The sequence below is a fragment of the Actinoplanes sp. NPDC019969 genome (genome assembly GCF_055562375.1).
The window spans coordinates 13,126-31,578 of sequence record NZ_JBVHFK010000029.1 but is presented as its reverse complement, the minus strand read 5'-3'; the positions used below and the strand labels follow the sequence as shown (position 1 = coordinate 31,578).

The 18,453-nt window shown below is 72.1% G+C and carries 23 protein-coding genes and 1 pseudogene; 9 read left to right on the top strand and 15 right to left on the bottom strand.

All coding sequences use genetic code 11. The features are described from left to right. Nucleotides 1-72 precede the first annotated feature (72 nt). The 7 genes from ACZ3II_RS43040 to ACZ3II_RS43010 all read right to left on the bottom strand — a co-directional run bounded on the left by ACZ3II_RS43040 (nt 73) and on the right by ACZ3II_RS43010 (nt 5,928). Entirely contained in the window at nt 73-675 is a 603-nt protein-coding gene (locus ACZ3II_RS43040; protein WP_465526600.1) for a GNAT family N-acetyltransferase, read from the bottom strand. A gap of 5 nt (nt 676-680) precedes the next feature. Further along, nucleotides 681-2,204 (bottom strand): APC family permease, encoded by a 1,524-nt coding sequence (locus ACZ3II_RS43035; protein ID WP_465526598.1) that lies wholly within the window; start codon nt 2,202-2,204, stop codon nt 681-683. A gap of 45 nt (nt 2,205-2,249) precedes the next feature. Then, nucleotides 2,250-3,098 carry a GOLPH3/VPS74 family protein gene (locus tag ACZ3II_RS43030; protein WP_465526596.1) on the bottom strand — a complete coding sequence of 283 codons (849 nt, stop codon included), beginning with the start codon at nt 3,096-3,098 and terminating at the stop codon, nt 2,250-2,252. A 356-nt stretch (nt 3,099-3,454) separates the two neighbouring features. Next, nucleotides 3,455-3,622 carry a hypothetical protein gene (locus tag ACZ3II_RS43025; protein WP_465526594.1) on the bottom strand — a complete coding sequence of 56 codons (168 nt, stop codon included), beginning with the start codon at nt 3,620-3,622 and terminating at the stop codon, nt 3,455-3,457. 12 nt (nt 3,623-3,634) lie between these two features. Continuing rightward, the gene (locus ACZ3II_RS43020) at nt 3,635-4,615 is read right to left on the bottom strand and encodes an NAD-dependent epimerase/dehydratase family protein (RefSeq protein ID WP_465526592.1); all 981 of its coding nucleotides are present in this window, start codon (nt 4,613-4,615) and stop codon (nt 3,635-3,637) included. 60 nt (nt 4,616-4,675) lie between these two features. After that, complete coding sequence (locus ACZ3II_RS43015) at nt 4,676-5,149, bottom strand: heme-degrading domain-containing protein (protein WP_465526590.1); 474 nt, start codon at nt 5,147-5,149, stop codon at nt 4,676-4,678. A 17-nt stretch (nt 5,150-5,166) separates the two neighbouring features. Continuing rightward, complete coding sequence (locus ACZ3II_RS43010) at nt 5,167-5,928, bottom strand: sulfite exporter TauE/SafE family protein (RefSeq protein WP_465526588.1); 762 nt, start codon at nt 5,926-5,928, stop codon at nt 5,167-5,169. 119 nt (nt 5,929-6,047) lie between these two features. On the opposite strand from ACZ3II_RS43010, the gene ACZ3II_RS43005 reads away from it, so the two are divergent. Beyond that, nucleotides 6,048-6,821 (top strand): endonuclease/exonuclease/phosphatase family protein, encoded by a 774-nt coding sequence (locus ACZ3II_RS43005; RefSeq protein ID WP_465526586.1) that lies wholly within the window; start codon nt 6,048-6,050, stop codon nt 6,819-6,821. Nucleotides 6,822-7,249: 428 nt separating this feature from the next. Here ACZ3II_RS43005 and ACZ3II_RS43000 read toward each other — a convergent pair whose 3' ends face one another. Further along, the gene (locus ACZ3II_RS43000; protein ID WP_465526584.1) at nt 7,250-7,621 is read right to left on the bottom strand and encodes a winged helix-turn-helix transcriptional regulator; all 372 of its coding nucleotides are present in this window, start codon (nt 7,619-7,621) and stop codon (nt 7,250-7,252) included. Between the two features lie 233 nt (nt 7,622-7,854). On the opposite strand from ACZ3II_RS43000, the gene ACZ3II_RS42995 reads away from it, so the two are divergent. Further along, on the top strand, nt 7,855-8,094 hold the full coding sequence (locus tag ACZ3II_RS42995) for a DoxX family protein (RefSeq protein ID WP_465526582.1): 240 nt from the start codon (nt 7,855-7,857) through the stop codon (nt 8,092-8,094). A gap of 14 nt (nt 8,095-8,108) precedes the next feature. On the opposite strand, the gene ACZ3II_RS42990 is transcribed toward ACZ3II_RS42995, so the two are convergent. After that, nucleotides 8,109-8,669 carry a hypothetical protein gene (locus tag ACZ3II_RS42990; protein WP_465526580.1) on the bottom strand — a complete coding sequence of 187 codons (561 nt, stop codon included), beginning with the start codon at nt 8,667-8,669 and terminating at the stop codon, nt 8,109-8,111. On the opposite strand from ACZ3II_RS42990, the gene ACZ3II_RS42985 reads away from it, so the two are divergent. After that, the gene (locus ACZ3II_RS42985; RefSeq protein WP_465526578.1) at nt 8,664-8,822 is read left to right on the top strand and encodes a hypothetical protein; all 159 of its coding nucleotides are present in this window, start codon (nt 8,664-8,666) and stop codon (nt 8,820-8,822) included. The genes ACZ3II_RS42990 and ACZ3II_RS42985 overlap by 6 nt on opposite strands. Here the strand turns inward: ACZ3II_RS42985 and ACZ3II_RS42980 are convergent. Further along, entirely contained in the window at nt 8,816-9,052 is a 237-nt protein-coding gene (locus tag ACZ3II_RS42980) for a hypothetical protein (RefSeq protein ID WP_465526576.1), read from the bottom strand. The genes ACZ3II_RS42985 and ACZ3II_RS42980 overlap by 7 nt on opposite strands. Before the next feature lie 87 nt (nt 9,053-9,139). Here ACZ3II_RS42980 and ACZ3II_RS42975 point away from each other — a divergent pair, with 87 nt between their 5' ends. After that, complete coding sequence (locus ACZ3II_RS42975) at nt 9,140-9,871, top strand: TetR/AcrR family transcriptional regulator (RefSeq protein WP_465526574.1); 732 nt, start codon at nt 9,140-9,142, stop codon at nt 9,869-9,871. 349 nt (nt 9,872-10,220) lie between these two features. Here the strand turns inward: ACZ3II_RS42975 and ACZ3II_RS42970 are convergent, their stop codons facing one another. Continuing rightward, complete coding sequence (locus tag ACZ3II_RS42970) at nt 10,221-10,550, bottom strand: PadR family transcriptional regulator (RefSeq protein WP_465526572.1); 330 nt, start codon at nt 10,548-10,550, stop codon at nt 10,221-10,223. After that, entirely contained in the window at nt 10,550-11,557 is a 1,008-nt protein-coding gene (locus ACZ3II_RS42965) for a hypothetical protein (protein WP_465526570.1), read from the bottom strand. Before ACZ3II_RS42965 ends, ACZ3II_RS42970 begins: the two co-directional genes overlap by 1 nt. A gap of 399 nt (nt 11,558-11,956) precedes the next feature. Here ACZ3II_RS42965 and ACZ3II_RS42960 point away from each other — a divergent pair, with 399 nt between their 5' ends. The 3 genes from ACZ3II_RS42960 to ACZ3II_RS42950 all read left to right on the top strand — a co-directional run bounded on the left by ACZ3II_RS42960 (nt 11,957) and on the right by ACZ3II_RS42950 (nt 15,386). Continuing rightward, nucleotides 11,957-13,543, top strand: coding sequence for an ABC-F family ATP-binding cassette domain-containing protein (locus tag ACZ3II_RS42960; RefSeq protein WP_465526568.1), 1,587 nt, complete (start codon nt 11,957-11,959; stop codon nt 13,541-13,543). 4 nt (nt 13,544-13,547) lie between these two features. Further along, nucleotides 13,548-14,486 carry a tyrosine-type recombinase/integrase gene (locus tag ACZ3II_RS42955; RefSeq protein ID WP_465526566.1) on the top strand — a complete coding sequence of 313 codons (939 nt, stop codon included), beginning with the start codon at nt 13,548-13,550 and terminating at the stop codon, nt 14,484-14,486. A gap of 63 nt (nt 14,487-14,549) precedes the next feature. Continuing rightward, the gene (locus ACZ3II_RS42950; protein WP_465526564.1) at nt 14,550-15,386 is read left to right on the top strand and encodes an undecaprenyl-diphosphate phosphatase; all 837 of its coding nucleotides are present in this window, start codon (nt 14,550-14,552) and stop codon (nt 15,384-15,386) included. Here ACZ3II_RS42950 and ACZ3II_RS42945 read toward each other — a convergent pair. Then, nucleotides 15,339-15,806: pseudogene (locus ACZ3II_RS42945) on the bottom strand (RBBP9/YdeN family alpha/beta hydrolase); the annotation flags it as partial. The gene ACZ3II_RS42950 and the pseudogene ACZ3II_RS42945 sit on opposite strands and share 48 nt — an antisense overlap. A gap of 108 nt (nt 15,807-15,914) precedes the next feature. Between ACZ3II_RS42945 and ACZ3II_RS42940 the strand changes: the two are divergent. Further along, on the top strand, nt 15,915-16,622 hold the full coding sequence (locus ACZ3II_RS42940; RefSeq protein ID WP_465526562.1) for a class I SAM-dependent DNA methyltransferase: 708 nt from the start codon (nt 15,915-15,917) through the stop codon (nt 16,620-16,622). Between the two features lie 35 nt (nt 16,623-16,657). On the opposite strand, the gene ACZ3II_RS42935 is transcribed toward ACZ3II_RS42940, so the two are convergent. Continuing rightward, nucleotides 16,658-17,245, bottom strand: a complete 588-nt coding sequence (locus ACZ3II_RS42935) for a TetR/AcrR family transcriptional regulator (protein ID WP_465526560.1) — start codon at nt 17,243-17,245, stop codon at nt 16,658-16,660. A gap of 52 nt (nt 17,246-17,297) precedes the next feature. Between ACZ3II_RS42935 and ACZ3II_RS42930 the strand changes: the two genes are divergently transcribed. Continuing rightward, nucleotides 17,298-17,987 carry a DUF6518 family protein gene (locus ACZ3II_RS42930; protein WP_465526558.1) on the top strand — a complete coding sequence of 230 codons (690 nt, stop codon included), beginning with the start codon at nt 17,298-17,300 and terminating at the stop codon, nt 17,985-17,987. Here ACZ3II_RS42930 and ACZ3II_RS42925 read toward each other — a convergent pair. Further along, the gene (locus tag ACZ3II_RS42925) at nt 17,971-18,300 is read right to left on the bottom strand and encodes a hypothetical protein (RefSeq protein ID WP_465526556.1); all 330 of its coding nucleotides are present in this window, start codon (nt 18,298-18,300) and stop codon (nt 17,971-17,973) included. The genes ACZ3II_RS42930 and ACZ3II_RS42925 overlap by 17 nt on opposite strands. Nucleotides 18,301-18,453: the final 153 nt, after the last annotated feature.

Below are 18,453 nucleotides of genomic sequence, written 5' to 3'. Positions count from 1 at the left end.
CTCGCCACCGTCGGAGCGCTGACCTCCGGCACCGGCCTCGACGTGGTTCTGGCCGGCCCCCGCCGCGTCTGACTACCGGCTGGTCCACCACATGGGGTACAGGTTCGGGCCGCCCGGCGCCACCGGGAACGGGCCGAGCGGCTGGTAACCCTTGCGCTGATACAGGGCGCTGTTGACGGGGCCGGTCGCCTCCAGGTACGCCGGCCGGCCCTGCCTGGTCAGCTCGGCGTGCCGGTGGTCCAGCAGCGCCGTACCCAGGCCGCCGCCCTGCCGGCCCGGCACCGCGGCGAGGAACGCCAGGTAGGCGTGCGGCCGGCCGCGCGGGTGGTGCCGGTGCATCGCCTCGTCGATCTGCTGGAACCGGGGCAGCGCCGGCCCGGTGATCTCGGCGAGCCGCCGATCGTAGTCGTCGATCGTCAGGTCCGGATCGTCGCCGAGGTCGTACCAGACCGCGCACGCGTCCTCGCCGATGACGTCGACGCGCCCGTGCTCGACGGCGTGGGCCGCCAGCATCCGGAAGTACGGGCGGTAGACGCGGCGGCGCTCGACCTCGTCGGGGATCAGCCACGGGGCCAGGTCGCCGTGCAGGAACGCGGCGGTGAGGATGTCGCTGACCAGGTCGAGGTGCGGTGCGGCGGCCCGGTGGACGCCGGCGCCGGTGATCGATGAGGTCACGCCGGTCACCGGGCCGCCGTGACCGGCGCCGGGGTGTCGGGCAGCGGATCGATCAGGGCGCTGTGCGCGCCGGTGCCGATCACCCGGTACACCTGCGGGCGGGCGGCGCGCAGGTACACGGCCCAGAGCATGCCGAGCACCGCGGCGGCCCCGAACGCCACCGGGAAGATCCAGCGCCACGGCGAGGCCGGGTCGACGCCGAGCAGGACGTCGAACTGCTGCAGGGTGACGATCAGGATCCAGCCCAGGAGCAGGCTGGCCACGGTCGGGGCGACCAGGCCGCGGCCGACGCCGACGCCGGCGCGGTGGGCCGGCTTCAGGAAGTAGCCGATGACGGCGATCGAGGTGATGAACATCAGGATCAGCACGCCGAGCCCGCCGGTCACGGTGATCCAGAAGAACAGGTTGATCATGGGGTCCCAGCCGTTGGCGGCGTACAGGCCCAGCACCACGACCGCGATGGCGCTCTGGGTCAGCGACGCGGCCTTCGGGGAGCGGCTGCGCACGCTGGTCCGCGCCAGCGCCCGGGGCAGCACGCCCTCCCGGCCGAGGGCGAAGAAGTAGCGGCTCGCGGTGGCGTGGAAGGCCAGCAGCGCCGCGAACAGGCTGGAGATGAAGAGCAGGTGCCCCAGCACGATGATCCAGTTCGGGACGTACGGGGCCGCCAGCACGAAGATCAGCTCGGTGCCGTGCTCGGTGGCCGCCGCGACGATCTTGTCCGGGCCGACCGTGATCGTCATGGCCAGGGCACAGAGGCTGTAGAGGCCGCCGATGATGCCGAGCGCGATGTACGTGGCCCGCGCGACCGTACGCTGCGGGTCCTTCGACTCCTCGCTGAACACCGCCGTGCCCTCGAAACCGACGAAACCGGTGATCGCCGTGACCAGCACCGCGCCGATGCCCGCGGTCGCCAGCTGGCCGGGGGAGATGGCGGTCAGGTCGAAGCCGCCCTCGGCGGGGTGGCCGAGGTGGACGGCGGCGAGCACCAGCGCGACGGCGATCTCGGCGATCAGCAGGGTGGCCAGGATGCGCCCGTTCAGGTCGATCCGGCGTACGCCCAGGAAGGCGACCAGCGCCCAGGCTCCGAGGGCCCACACCGCCCAGGACACCGTGACACCGAACTCCTCGGCGACGAAGCTCGCGGTGACGGCGCCGAACCCGCCGTACAGGCCGATCTGCATGGCGTTGTAGGCCAGCAGCGCCACCGCGGACGCCCCGATGCCGGGGATCCGGCCGAGGCCGTGGGTGACGTAGGTGTAGAAGGCGCCGGAGTTGAGGACCTGGCGCGACATCGCCACGTACCCGATCGAGAAGATCGCCAGCACGACCGCGACCACCAGGTAGCCGATCGGGATGCCGACCACCCCGGTGACGAGCCAGCCGGTCGTGGCGCCGCCGGCGATGACGGTCAGCGGCGCGGCGGCGGCCATCACGATGAAGACCACCGGCCAGACGCCGAGCCGGCCGGCGGCGAGGGTTTGGGCGACCGCGCTTGCCGGAGGGCGGGTGCGCGGGGCGTTGTGAGACACGGATCTACTCCTGATACGCGGGGGTGGGTGCCGGAATGGACGTCGTCAGCGGATCGCCACGGCGGCGGCGGTGACGGTTTCGAGGTGGCGCAGCAGCCGCGGGATCGGCTGACGGGTGGTGAAGGCGGCGTGCCGCAGCCGGTCGACCAGGCTGCCGGGCGTCTTGTTGAGCACGTGGTGGTGCACGCCGGTGGACACGCACAGGCCCACCAGGACCCGGTCGAACTCCGCCAGCTCACGGCCGGTCTCGATGCTGTTGTTCAGCCGCGCGGTCGGCCAGTAGGAGGCGTTCATGTCGGTGGGCCGGTAGACGGTGACCGGCGGGCGCAGCAACCGTTTCCGGACGGTCGCCTCCAGATGCCCGGAGACGACCATGCGGCCGGCCACCCCGTCGAAGGCGCCGGGAGCGAGGACCCGGAGCCAGTCCGCCACCGGTACGGGCGCCGGTTCGGCGCAGAGCTGCACCCAGACGTCGTGAGCCAGAGGGTCCGGAGGCGGCTGCCGGCCGACGACGGCCAGCAGGTCACCGTGGACGTCGATCCATCCGGTCCAGGCCAGCTCGCTGAGCACGGCGCACGCCAGGCCCAGGCCGATGAGGTCCGCGTCCACGGCCAGTCGCGCGTGGTCGTCGTGGGCGAGCCAGTACAGGTCGTCGGCGATCAGCGGCCACGGCTCGTCCGGGTCGCGGAGCGGAGCCGGCGGGGCGGGCGCCTGCCACGGGGAGGCGGGCGCCTGCCAGGGTGGAGCGGCCGGCGCGGACGGTGCGGGCGCCTGCCACGGGGAGGCGGGCGCCTGCCAGGGTGGAGCGGCGGTGGGCCGGTACTCGTCGGGGTCGGCGGCGTGCCGGGCGACGGCAGGCTGCCGGTGTTGACCCGGATGATCCGGGTATGGCATGACGACCCCCGAACGAAACGTGTGCGGACGGGCAGGCGGGCGCGGCCCCGCTCCCGGTGCCCGAACACGATCGCACATCAATCGATCATTGGGAATACCGAAATGCCGTTAACCTTCCACTCTCGTCAATGCGTCCGGCAACATTACTGCAAAGATGTGAATTCGATGTTTCCCGCCGTGGCGATCCGAATAGGCGTGCGCCGCCGTTCCGCCCCCGGCGCGACAGCGTCAACCCCGGCCGGGCGGGGCGGGTTCACCGGGAACCGCTGATTTCGCAAGTTCCGCACAACGGCGCCGGGCTGTCGGGCGGCGTTCAGTGAGATGGGGACGGCATGCGGAACGGGGGAGACGATGCCTCAGCGTGACCCACCCCGGGCGCACCTCGACGACGTCATCGCCGAGGTGCGGCCGGACCTGCGGCCCGGCGCGGAGCAGGACGGCGCCGACGACACCGGGACGGTACGGGTACGGGTCGCGCCCGGCCCCGGCGTCACCGCCGTCACCATCGACCAGCGTCGTCGCATGGAGCCCTGCGGTCATGCCAGCAGTTTCGCCTCGACCGCGGGGTCCAGGCCGACCCGGGGGCGGTCCGGGCGCAGCGGGGCACCGCCCGGCAGTGACCGCAACCACGCCCACGTGTCCGTGATCGTCTCGCGGACCGGGCGGCACCGCAGGCCCGCCGCGACCGCCCGGCGCACGTCGCCGTGGTGCAGGAACGCGTGCAGCGGGCCCGGCGCCAGCCAGATCGGCAGGTCGGTCCACTGCTGCACCCCGGCGGCGAGGATCTTCTCCGGTGGCAGCCACCGCAACGAGGCCCGGCCGCCGGTGACCTCGGCGGCGGTGTCCAGGATCTCCCCGATCGTGGTGAAGCCGGGTTCGCTGACCACGTTGAACGCGCCGGTGTGCCCGCCGGCGGCCGCGTCGAGCAGGAACGCGGCCAGGTCGCGGGCGTCGACGTACTGCACCGGCAGGTCGTACGGGCCGGGCGCCAGCGTCGGGCCGCCCCGGTGCAGCCGGTTCAGCCACCACGGCAGCCGTCCGATGTCCTCGTACGGGCCGAGGATCAGACCGGCCCGGGCCAGCAGCAGCGGCCCGCCGAACGCCTCGGCGGCCCGCTCGCCACGGAGCTTGTCACCGGCGTACCCCGGGAAGTCCTCGGCGACCACCGCAGCGTCCTCGGCCGGCGGTACGGGTGACGGTGGCGCCGTCTCGTCGTAGTGGTAGACGGAGCGGCTGGACACGTACGAGAAATGTCCTGCCCTGCCCCGCAGCAGACCCGCCGCCCGCCGCACCGCCGCGGCGTCCGCCGACCAGGTGTCCACCACCACGTCCCAGGTGCCGTCGCGCAGCGCGGCCAGGCCGTCCGGGGCGAGCCGGTCGCCGGTCAGCACCCGTGTCCCGGCGACCGGCTCGCGCCGCCCGCGGTTGAACACCGTCACGTCGCCGCCGCGCGCCACACCCTCCTCGGCGACCGCACGGCCCACGAAGCCGCTACCGCCCAGCACCAGAATCCGCATGCCGCCCAGCCTGCCCGGCGGCCCGGCGACACGTCCAGCCGCGTCTGCCGACAGCAGACCTCAGGCCGCCAGGAACGTCTCGATCGCCTCGACGACCAGGGCGTGGTCGTCGGCCTGCGGCAGCCCGGAAACGGTCACCACGCCGATCACGCCGGCGCCGGCGATGCGGACCGGGAACGCGCCGCCGTGGGCCGCGTAGGACGCCGGGTCGACACCCTGCGAGGCGTCCAGCTCACGGCCCTTGGCGGCGAGCTGCCGGCCGATCAGGTACGACGAGGCGGCGTACCGGTAGACCACCCGCACCTTGCGCTCGATCCACGTGTCGTTGTCAGCGCAGGAGCCCGGCAGCGCGGCGTGGAACAGCTGCTGCTGACCGCGCCGGATGTCCAGGGCCACCGGCAGCCTCCGCTCGGTCGCCAGGCGCACCAGCAGGCTGCCCAGCTCCCACGCGTCGGTCTCGGTGAAACTCGTGAAGATCAGGCGCTGTTCCTGCTCCTCGATGGTGGCGATCAGCTTCTGAAGATCCTCGCTCATGCCGCCATTGTTCCCGGTCAGGATTCCTGCCAGTGCAGGTACCCGAGGCGGGCGATCAGCGCCAGCACCACCACCAGCAGGATGATCCGCACGAAGCCGGAGCCGCGTCTCAGCGCCATCCGCGCCCCGATCAGCGCCCCGATCACGTTGCACACCGCCATCCCCGCGCCCAGCAGCCACGCCACGTGCCCGGTCGCGGCGAACACGACCAGCGCCCCCAGGTTCGTCGCCGTGTTGACGATCTTGGCCATGGCGGAGCCGTGCACGAAGTCCGCGCCGATCAGCGTGGTGAACGCCAGCACCAGGAACGTGCCGGTGCCGGGCCCGATCAGGCCGTCGTAGGCGGCGATCAGGCCGCCGGCCACGGCCACGGCGGTGGCGCGGCGTGCGGTGGTGCGTTTCTCCGGCTGTTCGACCAACCCCATTTGCGGGCGTACGGTCACGAACACCGCCACCGCGATGAGGATGCCGATGATCACGGGGCGGTACGCGGTCGCCGGGATCGCCCCGGCCAGCGCCGCCCCGCAGCCGGCGCACACCAGCGCCAGCGCGGCGGCCGGCCCCGCCACCCCCCAGTCGATCTTGGTGCGGCGGGCGTACGCGACCGCCGCCGTGCTCGTCCCGCAGATCGCCGCCAGCTTGTTGGTGCCCAGCGCCGTCGCCGGATGCAACTGCGGCGCCGCCACCAGCAGCGCCGGCAGCAACAGCAGCCCGCCGCCGCCGACCACCGCGTCCACCCACCCGGCGGCCAGCGCCGCCACCAGCAATGTCGCGATCACCGGCCGCGCCGTTGCTTCTGCAGCCAGATCCCGAACATCGCGCCCGCGACGAACAGTAACGCGAGACACAACAACGCCTTGAAGAACATCCCACCTATCCCGTTGGCTAGGGTCGGCTCGTGCGCCTGGCCACCTTCAACCTGTTGCACGGCAGATCACTGTCCGACGGCACCGTACACGCCGGCCGGATCCGCGATGCCATCGCCGACCTCGACGCCGACGTCCTCGGCCTGCAGGAGGTCGACCGGGCGCAACCCCGCAGCGGCCTGCTCGACCTCACCGCCCTGGCCGCCGACGCCCTGAACGCCACCACCCACCGGTTCGCCGCCGCCGTCGTCGGCACCCCCGGCGAACGCTGGGAGGCCTGGCACTCCGGCGCCGACATCGCCCATCCGCAGTACGGCATCGCCCTCGTCAGCCGCTACCCGGTGCTGCGCTGGCAGGTCACCCAGCTGCCCGCCGCGCCGGTCCGCTCCCCGGTGTACGTGCCCGACGGCGGCCTGCTGCTGCTGCGCGACGAACCCCGGGTGCTGCTCGCCGCCGTCCTCGACACCCCGGACGGGCCGCTCACCGTCGGCACCACCCACCTGTCGTTCGTGCCCGGCTGGAACGTGCGCCAGCTGCGCGCCGCCGTCCGGGCCCTGCGCGCCCTGCCCGCCCCGCGGGTCCTGCTCGGCGACCTGAACATGCCCGCCGGCCCGGTCCGCGCCTTCACCGGCTGGCGGTCCCTGGCCCGGGCCGCGACCTTCCCCAGCCCGTCCCCGAAGACCCAGCTCGACCACGTCCTCGCCGACCCCCGCTCGGCCGGCCTGCTCGGCCGGGTCGTGCAGGTCCGCACCCCGCACGCGCCCGTCTCCGACCACCGGCCGCTGGTGGTCCGCATCGACCGTTAGCGTCTGCCCACTCATCCCCGCGCCGCCCGGTACGTGACCGGCCGGATCCTCTGCGTCCTCCTGATCGCCGGCGGCATCGCGGCCGTGATCATCTTGCAACGGCTTCTCCATCGTGGGCTCCGTGTCGACCAGGCCCATCGCGAACGGGAAGTTGCGCACCTCGTACCGGCGCCCGTCGTGTTGTTCGCCGGTGGCGAGATCGCCGAGAACCTCCAGCAGCCGGCGGCGCTCCCGCGGGCAAACGGGACAGGAACCAGGCGGTGCTCTCCTGCAGGTTTCCCGCCACCCATTCGTCGACCTCATCGTCGGAGCAGGTGTCGAGCCACCACGAGACGTCCACGAGAAGCCCGGCGACGGCAGGCGGGCCGGCGCCGTCTGGCGGTGGAGGCGAGCGGCGAGGGCGGCGTACGTCGCTCCGGTCATGGTTGTCAGGGGCGTTTCGGGAAGGCGGCGCGGCTGGCTTCGATGCCGGGCACGTGTTCGAGGGCCCAGCCGGCCAGGGCGAGCGCCGGTGGGATCAGGCTCTTGCCGACAGTGGTGAGGGCGTACTCGACGCGCGGCGGCACCTCGGCGTAGACGGTGCGCGACACCAGGCCGTCACGTTCCAGGTTGCGCAGGGTCAGGGTCAGCATGCGCTGCGAGATGCCGGGGATCTGGTGGTGCAGGTCGGTGAAACGCAGCGTCCCCTGGTCCAGCGTCGCCACGATCAGCAGCGTCCACTTGTTGCAGATCTGGTCGAGGATGGCCCGGATCGTCTTGCCGCCGTCCCCGCGGATCATGCACGTGTGCTCGTATTCCACCGACAACTCCCTGTGCCTCAGGTACACCGATGTGCCTTTTGTAAGCCCGACGATAGTGCCCCATGATGTGGCTACTTACTTCTGGTAACCCATCCGGGAAGGCCGTCTCATGCACATCGTCTACTGGGTTCTCGCTGCCTTGCTCGCGGTCTTCTACCTGTACGCCGGCGTCAAGAAGACGACGCAGAGCCAGGAACAGCTGGCGCCGATGATGGGCTGTCGACACCATCCCGATGCCGCTGGTCCGGGCGATCGGCGTACTGGAGATTCTCGGCGCTCTCGGCCTGATCCTGCCCCCGCTGACCGGCATCGCCCCGTCCCTCGCCGTCGCGGCGGCGATCGGCCTCGTCCTGATCCAGGTCGGCGGCATCGTGGTGCACGTGTCCCGCCGCGAGTTCCCGGTGCTCGGCCTCAACATCGTCCTGCTGCTCCTGGCCGCGGTCGCCGCCTGGCTGGCCGCTCGCGCCTTCTGACAGGCCGCGGCTGATCAGGCGAAGAGATCCAGCGCGGCCCGCTGTTCCACCGTGAGGTCCAGCAGAGCATCCGGGCCGCTGGCGGGGTACAGCCGGGCGGCGGCGCGATCCGCCACCCGCAGGCTGGTGGCGTAGCCGACCTTCACGCCGCGGGCGGCGAACTCCGCAAGCAGATGCCGCGCGTCGAAAAGGAACACTTCCGCGATACGCCAGCGGTGATGCCGTACGGCACTCCCGGTCTTTCGCCCGGCATCGAGGACCAGGTAGTAGTCGCAGGGATGCGGGCTGATGTCGATGCCGTCGGCGAGGCTCGAGTAGGCCTTCACGTTGACGGAACGATCACGCAGCGGACCAGAGCGGAACCAGCCGTCATGACCGGCGTGAACCGCGTTCGTTGCAAGCTCGATGTCGAAGATCCGGGCAGCGATGAACTCACCGACGTCACCCTGCCGGGCGGGCCGTCCGGTCAGGCCGGCGATCCTCTTCTCGATCCCGTCACGTTCCCGCAGGAGCGCTGCCAGCTCCGTCAGCGATTCGTCCATCGAAGCCACGCCTTCGTGGGCCGGGCGATGCACGACGCGGCCCGGTGCGCCCACCGCAACGGCGACCCGGACGCGGCCGCCGGCCTGGCCGAGGCGGTGGTGGCCGACTTCGCGGGACTGCTCGACGCGTTCGAGGACGACGACCCGTTCGACGAGGATGTCATCGCCGCCCGTGCTGATCACTGAGCGGCCGGCAGCGCCTTGTGCCGTTCGCTGAGGAAAGCGAGCAGCCCGAGGGCGGCGGCGGTGGCCGCGATCGCGGCGAGATAGCACCACGGGGTGGGCAGGTAGTTGGCGGCGGTCAGCACGCTCGGCCCCTTGTCGGTGAAAAGCCGGAAGATGATCGCCAGCGGGCCCTCCCAAACGCCGACGGCCAGCGTGACGATCATCGCGACGCGGTACCGGGACTCGCGCACATCGGCTCCCCTCGTGGATACGTTCGTATCAACGAGAACATCTAGAATAAGAGCTAGCAAGGCATATCGTCACACGGATGGGGTGGCATGACCGAGAATGCTCGTGACGAAACGGGTTGCCCGGTGTGCCGTGGGCCGGTGCGGGAGACCGGCCGTGGCCGCCGCCCGGTCTACTGTTCACGGGCCTGCCAGGCCCGGGCGTACCGTGCTCGCAAGCATCCGCCGCTCCCCGCCGAACCCGGACCGGAACCGCCCGGCCGGCGCCGCCAGATCGCCGAGGCGGTCTGGCGGATCGCCGCCGGACGCGGCCTGCAGCAGGCCAGCATCCGCGAGATCGCCGCCGAGGCCGGGGTGTCCCCGCGGGTCGTGCAGTACCACTTCACCGGCAAGCACCACCTGCTCGTCACCGCGCTGCGGATGCTGAACCGCGACAACGAGCAGCGCGGCCGGGAACGGATCGGCAGGCTCCCGGACGCCGCCGACCCGCGGGTGCTGCTGCGCGCCACCCTGGAGGAGTTCCTGCCCCTCGACGAGCAGCGTCGCAGCAGTCTGCGGGTGCTGACCGCCTACTACACGTGGAGTCTCACCGACCCGGCGATGGCCGAGGTCTTCCTGCACGACGGGAGACCTCTGGAGGAACTGGTCGCCGCCCTGATCACCGCCGCGCGGCCCCGGCCCGGCATCGACCCGGCGCGCGAGGCGGACCTGCTGGTCAGCGGCGTCACCGGCCTCGGTCTCGACCTGCTGCACCGCCGCCGCACCCGGGCGGACGTGCGCCGCGTCCTCGACTACCACCTCACCCGCATCCTCCAGCCGTGACGGTGCAGTCCGGCTGGTCGTCACGGCTGTCTCCTTCGTCCGGAGACAGCCGTGACAACCAGCCACACAAGATCCACGGCTTTGCGGGGTACGGGTGACGTGCCCCCGGCGGCACGAAGGCGGCGGGTTCTGGAGCGGGCCGGGTGATCGTGACGGGCGCGATGGCGTTCGAGCCCGGGGCAGGGAGAACGTTCGGTCGCGAGGTGGTGGCGCTGGGCCGGCAGGGAGAACGTTCGGTCGTGGCGTGGCGTGGCGTGGCGTGGCGGTGCTGGGCCGGCAGGGAGAACGTTCGGTCGTGACGTGGCGGAGCTGGACCGGCAGAGAGACGGCCGGGGTAGCGCCGACAGGGTCACGCCGTGCCGGGGACGATGCCGCCGCGGGTGCGCAACTGGGACTCGGCGGCGGCCGCCCGGCGGCGCAGGCGTTCCGCCTCGGTGGCGAGGACGCGGGCGCCGGAATCGGTGAGGCGGTAGTAGCGGCGCAGCCGGCCGTCGACGGCCTCCTCCCGTTCCACCTCGATCAGGGACTGCTCGGCGAGCCGGTCGAGTGCGCCGTAGAGGGTCCCGGGCCGCAGCGTGACGTCGCCGTCGGACAGGGCGGTGACGGACTGGATGATCCCGTAGCCGTGCAGAGGCCGGGTGGCCAGCGCCGTCAGGATCAGGAACGTCGGCTCCTGCATCAGTGCGCCACCTCTCGCGCGACCGGCGCCCGACCCGGCCGCAGCAGCGCCAGTGCCACAGCGGCCGCTGTCAGGGTCAGCCCGGCGACCGCCGCTGCCGGGTTGATCCACGGACCGGCTGACCACGTCGAGGACAGCCAGTCGGGGCCGGTCGCCCAGTACGGCGACGGCTCCAGCATGGTGTGGACGGCGGAGATGTCGTTGCCGGGCCGGGAAGCGACCTGCACGGCCCACACGGTGTTGTCGATCAGCGCCCACACCGGTGGGAACAGGGCCGCCAGAGCCAGGGCGCCGGCGACCGTGGCCGGCCGGGACCGGCGCCGGGCCACCGACGCGGCGATCAGCCAGCCGGCCAGGGCCCCGAGGACGGCGCCGGTGGCGATCAGCGGCCACAGCCAGCCGTTGTCGATCTGCGCGACCTGGGTGAAGACGGCGCTGCCCTGGGCGTCGACGGTCAGCTCCAGGCCGTCGCGAACGGCGGTGAATCCGCGTGCCGGCTCGGAACCGCCGGCATCGACGTCGCCCAGCGGACCGGTCTGCCAGCCGTCGGCGGCGAGCCGGGCGCGGGCCTGCTCCCCGTCCCACACGGTGCCGTCGATCCGGCTGTGGCCGAACAAGCGGGGAAAGTCGATCGGCGCACCGGACACCGCGTCGACGGAGGGGTCGCCAGCCGTTCCGGCGGCCTGTCGTTGCAGTGCACGGCCCTGCTCGGCCGACGGGAGAGCGGTGAAGGCCCGCTCGGCCGTCCACGATCCGGCGGCCGTGCCGAACGCCGCACCGGCCAGCAGCGCCAGCACGGCGGCCACCCACGCCAGGGGACGCTGCGGCACCCGGAACCGCTGCCGCAGCCCCGCGCCGATCAGATCGACGGCCTCGCCGAACCGGGGTCGTCGTTGCCCGGCCTCGGCCATCTCCAGCAGCGTCGTCACGATCTCGGTGCCGTGCCGGCGCCGGTAGGACCCGGGATAGGCGTGCAGCAGCCGCCGGTAGGAGCTCTCCAGAGACATGCCGGTAGCGTACGACCGCCGCTATATATCGTCAACCGAGCTATGCCGAGAGGTCCCGGCCACCGTGCCAGGCCGGCAGCGGATCGTCAGCCGTCGCCCACGCCGGCCGAACGGTCCCCGCAAGGAGCATGGGCGACGGCTCGCACCTGAGGCCGAACCCGAGGGGTGGCCGGAAGGGGCATGCATGACAGTGAGCCGGGGACGGTCCGGACGGGCCGCCTGCCGCAGTTGCCGGGGGTCACGGGACCGTGGGTGGCCCGTACCGGAAAAGGGTTGCGGGGTTGGTCCGGAGAGGGGCAGGGTGGCGGGTGGATCTGTTGCCGAGGTGGGGAGAGACGCCAGTGCTGTGAGAGACCCGGCCCAGCGCAACCGTCGGAGTCACCTCACCTGGAGTCGATCGTGCACGCTCATCTCAAAGCCGCCCATCTCGCCCGCGCCCACGACGGCGACCTGCTGTTCTCCGGTCTCGACCTGGTGCTTCGCGCCGGCGACCGGATCGGTGTCGTCGGGCCGAACGGCGCCGGCAAGACCACCCTGCTGCGGGTGCTCGCCGGCGAACTGAAACCCACCGACGGCAGTGTGACGGTGGCGCCGGGGACGCGGGTCGCGTATGTTCCTCAGCGCATGCCGGACCCGGACGGCGCCGTCGGCGCCTATCTCACCGGCGGCCTCGGCGACCTCGCGGCAGTCACCACGACCATGCGTGACCTGGAGAAACGGCTCGGGGACGGCGACGACGTGCTCGACGAGTACGCCGAGGTCCAGGAACGCTGGACCGCCCTGGAAGGGTGGAAGGCGGAAGCCCGGATCACCGAGATCCGGCAGCGCCTGGATATCGCCCACCTCCCCGACGATCTCGCGTTGCGGCAGGTCAGCGGCGGTGAGCAGGCCCGGCTGATGCTGGCCCGGGCGCTGCTCGACGACCCGGACCTGCTGCTGCTCGACGAGCCCACCAACCATCTCGACGCCGAGGGCGCGGCCTGGCTGCGGCAGTGGCTGCGCGACTTCGACGGCGGCGTCCTCTCCGTCAGTCACGACCGGGCGTTCCTCGACGAGGTCGTCACCCGGATCATCGAACTGGACGGCATCGACGAGCAGCCGCAGGACTATCCGGGCGGCGGGTACACCGCGTACCGGGCGGAGAAGCAGCGACGCTGGGAGAAGCTGCTGCTGGACTTCGAGGCGCAGGAGAAGGACCGGATCCGGTGGGAAGCCGACATCGAGAAGACCAAGGGGTACGCCCGGGGTGTCGAGCTGACCACCCCGGCCAGCGCCGCCGCCCCGCACATCCGCCGGGTCGCCCGGCTGGTCGCCCGTAAGGCCAAGGTGCGCGAACGGCGGCTGCGCCGGCAGATGGCGTCGGTGAAGTGGATCGCCCGGCCGCGGACCCGGCCGCCGCTGACGCTCGCGTTCCCGGGTGACGACGGCGACACCGGCGAGACGGTGCTGAAGATCCGCGATCTGACGGTACGGGACCTGCTGCGCGACATCGACCTCGACGTCACCCGCGGCGACCGGGTGCTCATCACCGGCCGTAACGGGTCTGGCAAGACGACCCTGCTGCGGGCGATCGCCGAGCGGCACCCGGACGTGGCGGTGCTGCCGCAGACCGACGACGGCCTGCGCGACGGCACCCCGGTGATCGACTTCTTCCGGTCGCGGGTGCCGGTCTACATCGACGACGCCGAGACCCTGCTGACGGGCCACCAGTTCGACGCCGACCAGTGGACGGCTCCGGTGCGGGACCTGTCGGCGGGCGAGCTGCGGCGGCTGCTCCTCGCGGTGCTGGTGAACAGCCCGTCGCGGATCCTGCTGCTGGACGAGCCGACGAACTTCCTCGACTTCGCCGCCCTGGACGTGATCGAGGAGGCGCTGCGGCGGTACAAGGGGACGCTGCTGATCGTCAGCCACGACCGGTACTTCGCCGATGCGATCGGTCACACCCGGCACTGGCATGTCGCCGATGGACAGGTGATCGAGAGCTGACACGATGGGGGGCATGTCACTGCAGCCCCACCGCAGCTTCCTCCCCGCCGGAGCCGGGTCGGCGGAGGAGTTCACCGAGGCGTGGCTGGCCAACCGGCGGCTGTCGGAGCACACCCGGGCGGCGTACCGGCGCGACGTCGCGTCCTGGCTCGCCTGGTGCGCCGAGCGGGGCCTGGAGCCGTTGCGGGCCACGTTCCTGGACGTCAACGCGTACGCCCGGGCTCTGGAGGCCCGGCCGCTCGCGCCGGCCTCGGTGGCACGGAAACTGTCCGGGATCTCCAGCTGGTACGACTTCCTGGTCAAACTGCAGGCCGTCGCCACCAACCCGGTCGGCGGCGCGGACCGGCCGCACGTGGACCGGGACCACTCGAGCACGTTCGGGCTGACCCCGGCCGAGGTCGACGACCTGCTGCGGGTGGCCGCGGCGGCCGGCAGCCGGCACCGGGCGATGCTGACCCTCCTGGCCGACCTGGGGCTGCGCGTCAGTGAGCTGGTCAACCTGGACCTGATCGACGTGGGGCAGGAGCGCGGGCACCGTACCGTCCGGTTCACCGCCAAAGGCGGCAAGATCCGCCGCCGGGCCCTCACGCCCGGCGCCGCCGAAGCCCTCGACGACTACCTGCGCGACCGGGGCACCCGGCCCGGCCCGCTGTTCGTCACCGCCACCGGCGGCCGTGTCGACCGGCACGCCATCTTCCGCCTGATCCGGCGGCTGGCCGCGGAGGCCGGGATCGCCGAGGCCGCCCGGCTGTCGCCGCACTCGCTGCGGCACGCGTTCGCCACCACCGCCCGCGCCGAGGGCGTGCCCCTGGAAGACGTGCAGGACGCGATGGGGCACGCCGACCCGCGGACCACCCGCCGCTACGACCGTGACCGGTTCAACCTGGACCGTGACCCCGCGTACACGATCGCCGCAGCCCGTGCCCGCCGCAACAGCGCGTGAACAGGTTGCCTATGCTCTGAACCCGGCTACGGACCAAGCGGGCGGGAAATTTTGGCTACAGAAATGAGCATCGTCGAGGCGGTGATCCTCGGCGCGGTCGAGGGCGTCACCGAGTTCCTGCCGGTGTCGAGCACCGGTCACCTGACGATCCTGGAGAAACTGTTCGGGCACACGATCGACGACCCGGACATCACCGCCTTCACCGTGATCATCCAGTCGGGTGCGGTGCTGGCGACCATCCTGTTCCTGCGCCACGACATCGCCCGCGTCGTGCCCGCGTTCTTCGCCGGCCTGTTCGACAAGGCCAAGCGGGACCACCCGGACTTCCGGTTCGGCTGGGCGGTGCTGCTCGGCTCGATCCCGATCGTCATCGCGGCGCTGCTGTTCAAGGACCAGATCGAGACGACGCTGCGCAGCCTCTGGTTCGTCGCCGGCGCGCTGATCGTGTGGAGCGGTGTGATGGCGTTCGCCGACCACGCCGCCACCCAGGTCCGCCACCAGGAGGACGTCACCTGGAAGGACACGCTGATCATCGGCACCGTGCAGTGCATGGCGCTGATCCCCGGCATCTCCCGGTCCGGCGCCACCATGTCGGCCGGCCTGCTGCGCGACATCGACCGGGTCACCGTGACGAAACTGTCGTTCTTCCTGTCGATCCCGGCGCTGACCGGCGCGTCGATCCTGCAGGGCGTCAGCGAGGCCGACCGGATCGCCTCCGGGGTCGGCTGGACCAACACGATCGTCGCGACGGTGGTCAGCTTCCTGGTCGCGTACGCGTCGGTGACCTGGCTGCTCAAGTTCGTGGCCAAGCACTCCTACAGCGTCTTCATCTTCTACCGGCTGGCACTCGGCTCACTGCTGCTGGTGCTGCTCGCCACCGGCACCATCGAGGCGAAGTAGCAGCTTCTCCCCGTCGGGCCACGGCCCGAACCCGGACTTGCTGTCCAGATGGCCGACGGGGCCCGCGTCGAACAACTCGGCGCCTCAGTCGGCCGCCAGCCGCGTACCGTCGGCGAACGAGCAGTGCGGATCGTCGCGGCTGACCACCGCGATCGACCGGAACGGCAGCCGGCGCCGCGGGATCCCCTCCGGCGCCGGTGGCGTCACCAGCAGCGCCGCGGCCACCGGCCCGGTGTGCTCGTCCGCCCAGAACGCCACGGTCAGGCAGCCCGCGCTGTGCGCGATCAGCACGGCCGGCTCCTCCGACGCGGTGATCGCCGCGTGCAGCGCCGCCACCCGGTCCCCGGCCACATAGGGCGGGCCGGGCGGCTCCGGCGCCCACACCCAGTCGCGGTGGGCGCGGGCCCACTGCCGCGACCAGTGGTTCTCCGAAGGGCACCCCGCGGCCGGGCACCAGCAGAAAACGGGTCACCCGGGCGAGGGTAACGGCAAACGTGAATACGTGCCGGCCGGCGCTAAGGTCAGCGTGTGCCCGATCCGATCTTCGCCCACCCGCGGCTGGCCGCCGTCTACGACCTCTTCGACGGCGACCGTGACGACCTGGACGCGTACCAGGAGATCATCGCCGAGCTCGGCGCCCGCAGAATCCTCGACCTCGGCTGCGGCACCGGCAGCCTCGCCATCCGCCTGGCCGCCGCCGGCCTGTCCGTCACCGGCGTGGAACCGGCCGCCGCCTCCCTCGACGTGGCCCGCGCCAAACCCGGCGCGCACCTGGTCACCTGGCTGCCCGCGATGCCCCGGGCACAGTTCGACGTGGCGGTGATGACCGGCAACGTCGCCGACGTCTTCACCACCGACGACGAATGGGCGTCCGTGCTCGCCGACCTGCACGCCGCGATCCGGCCCGGCGGCGTCCTGGTCTTCGAGACCCGCCGCCCCGAGTACCGGATCTGGGACGAGTGGACCAGCCCGGTCGCGCAGACCCGGGACGTGCCCGGCGTCGGCCCGGTCGAACAGCGGTTCCAGCTCACCGACGTGCACCTGCCGCTGGTGTCGTTCCGCTACACCTACACGTTCCCCGACGGGGAGGTCCTCACCTCCGACACCACGCTGCGCTTCCGCGACCGCAACGAGCTCGACGCGGGCCTGACGGCCGCCGGATTCCAGATCGCCGACGTGCGGCAGGCCCCCGACCGGCCCGCGCGGGAGCGGGTGTTCCTCTGCGAACGGCCATGACGGTGTGAACAGCTCGCCGGCACTGTCACCCGAGACTACTTCGCCTCTTTATCGTCGCGCCTGGCGCCGGCCAGGAAGAGGTCGGCGATCTGCGCGGCAGAGATCGTCTGCGCCGGCCGGAGCCCGTCGACCATGCCGAGGAACGCCGCCGCGAGCAGGTCGGCGGGGAGACGCAGGTCGTGCGCGTCGGGCCGCAGCACGATGGCGACGGCCTGCCGGAACTCCTCGGTGCGACCGAGCCCGGCGAACTCCTCCCGGCGGGCCGGTGTGTTGCCCATCCTGGACAAGAGGTCGTTGAAATCGACACGGGCCCGGCGGTGGTAGGCGTCGATGACCTCGACCACCGCGGCCAGGCGGGCGGCGAGCGGCCGGCCGGCATCGATCGCGGCGATGTCCCGGAGCGCCTCGGCCGGGTCCAGTGTCGCGGCCACCACGTCGGTCAAGGCGGTCATGCTGTCCCGTACCACCGCCTCCATGTCCGGGAAGACCGTGAGCAGCTCGGCTTCACTGACACCCGCTGCTTCGGCGATGCGGGGCATGGTCAGCGACTCGTACTCGCCGAGGAGCGGGACCACCGCCCGCGCGACGTCCTGCCGGATCCGTTCCGCGTTCACGTCGGTCATCGCCTCAGATTAGGGCGGCGCCGCACGCCCGCGGCCCGGCAGAATGCGCGCCATGATCACTGCCATCCGCATGGTGCCGGCCGGGGTCCTGCTCGGACTCCTCGCCTATGTCGGCGACGACGCCGGGCTCGGTGACCATCTCGGCTTCCATCAGGAACAGCTGCTGGTGGCCGCCACCGGCAGCGTGCTCGTCTGGGGCCTGGCCGCCTTCCTCGCCGGGTATGCCGTTCCGGACCGGCGGCGTGCCGCGGTCGCCGCGACGGTTCTGCTGGTGTCCGCCACCGCCGGGTACTACCTGCTGATCGTCCTGGTCAGCCGCCGCTGGTCCGGGGGAACGCTGGAGGACGGCAGCTCCGCCGATCTGTCCGGTCTGCTCGACGTCGCGTTCATGACCGCCGGCTGGCTGGCCGTCTCCGTGACCGCCGGGCCGGTGCTCGGCCTGCTCGGGCACACCGTGTGTACCGCCCGCCTGCGCCCGGCCGCCACCGCGGCCGCCGTGACCTGCGGGTTGCTCGCCTCGGAGGCCGTTCACCGCCTGGTGACGATCCGCGCGTGGCAGATGCCGGCCGAGATCTTCGGCGTCGTCCTGCCGCTTCTCGTGCTGACCGCCCTGACCGTCCGCCACCGCTGGTGGCCCGCCTGGCGCATCCTGCCGCTGACCTTCACCGCAGCGCTCGCCGCCGGTGCCGTGTCCTGGTGGGCCGTGTCTGATCTGTCCGGCCGGCTCAGGGAGACGATGTGAACGTCCACAGCCTTCCCGCCGGCGGCGATGTCCCGTTCGGTCTCGTGCCGGCGGCGGGGAACGGGGTGCGGGTGAAGTAGCGCGGGGTCCAGTGGTCGCGGTCCGGAGGCCAGGCCCGCAGGGTGGCCTGGACGGCCACGCCGGCGTCGTACCACCACAGCCCGGCCGGCCCGGACGCCTCCGGGACCGGTGGTGGCAGGGCCGACGCGTCGGTGATCGGGAGGACGCCCGGCGGGGTGCGGCACTCGAACGAGCGATGGAACCAGCCGCGCACCTCGACCAGCAGCGCGTGCCCTTCGATGCGCTGTTCCACGGAGCGGTCGATCACCCGGTAGGGCCAACGGCCGAGACCCACAGCGGTTCTGCCGTCCAGAAGCACGTCCAGGCGGAGGGGATCGGTATGCGGTTCACCGTACACGGCCGAAATTCGGTGTCGCCGTCACGTGCCGTCCGCTAGGAAGTAACG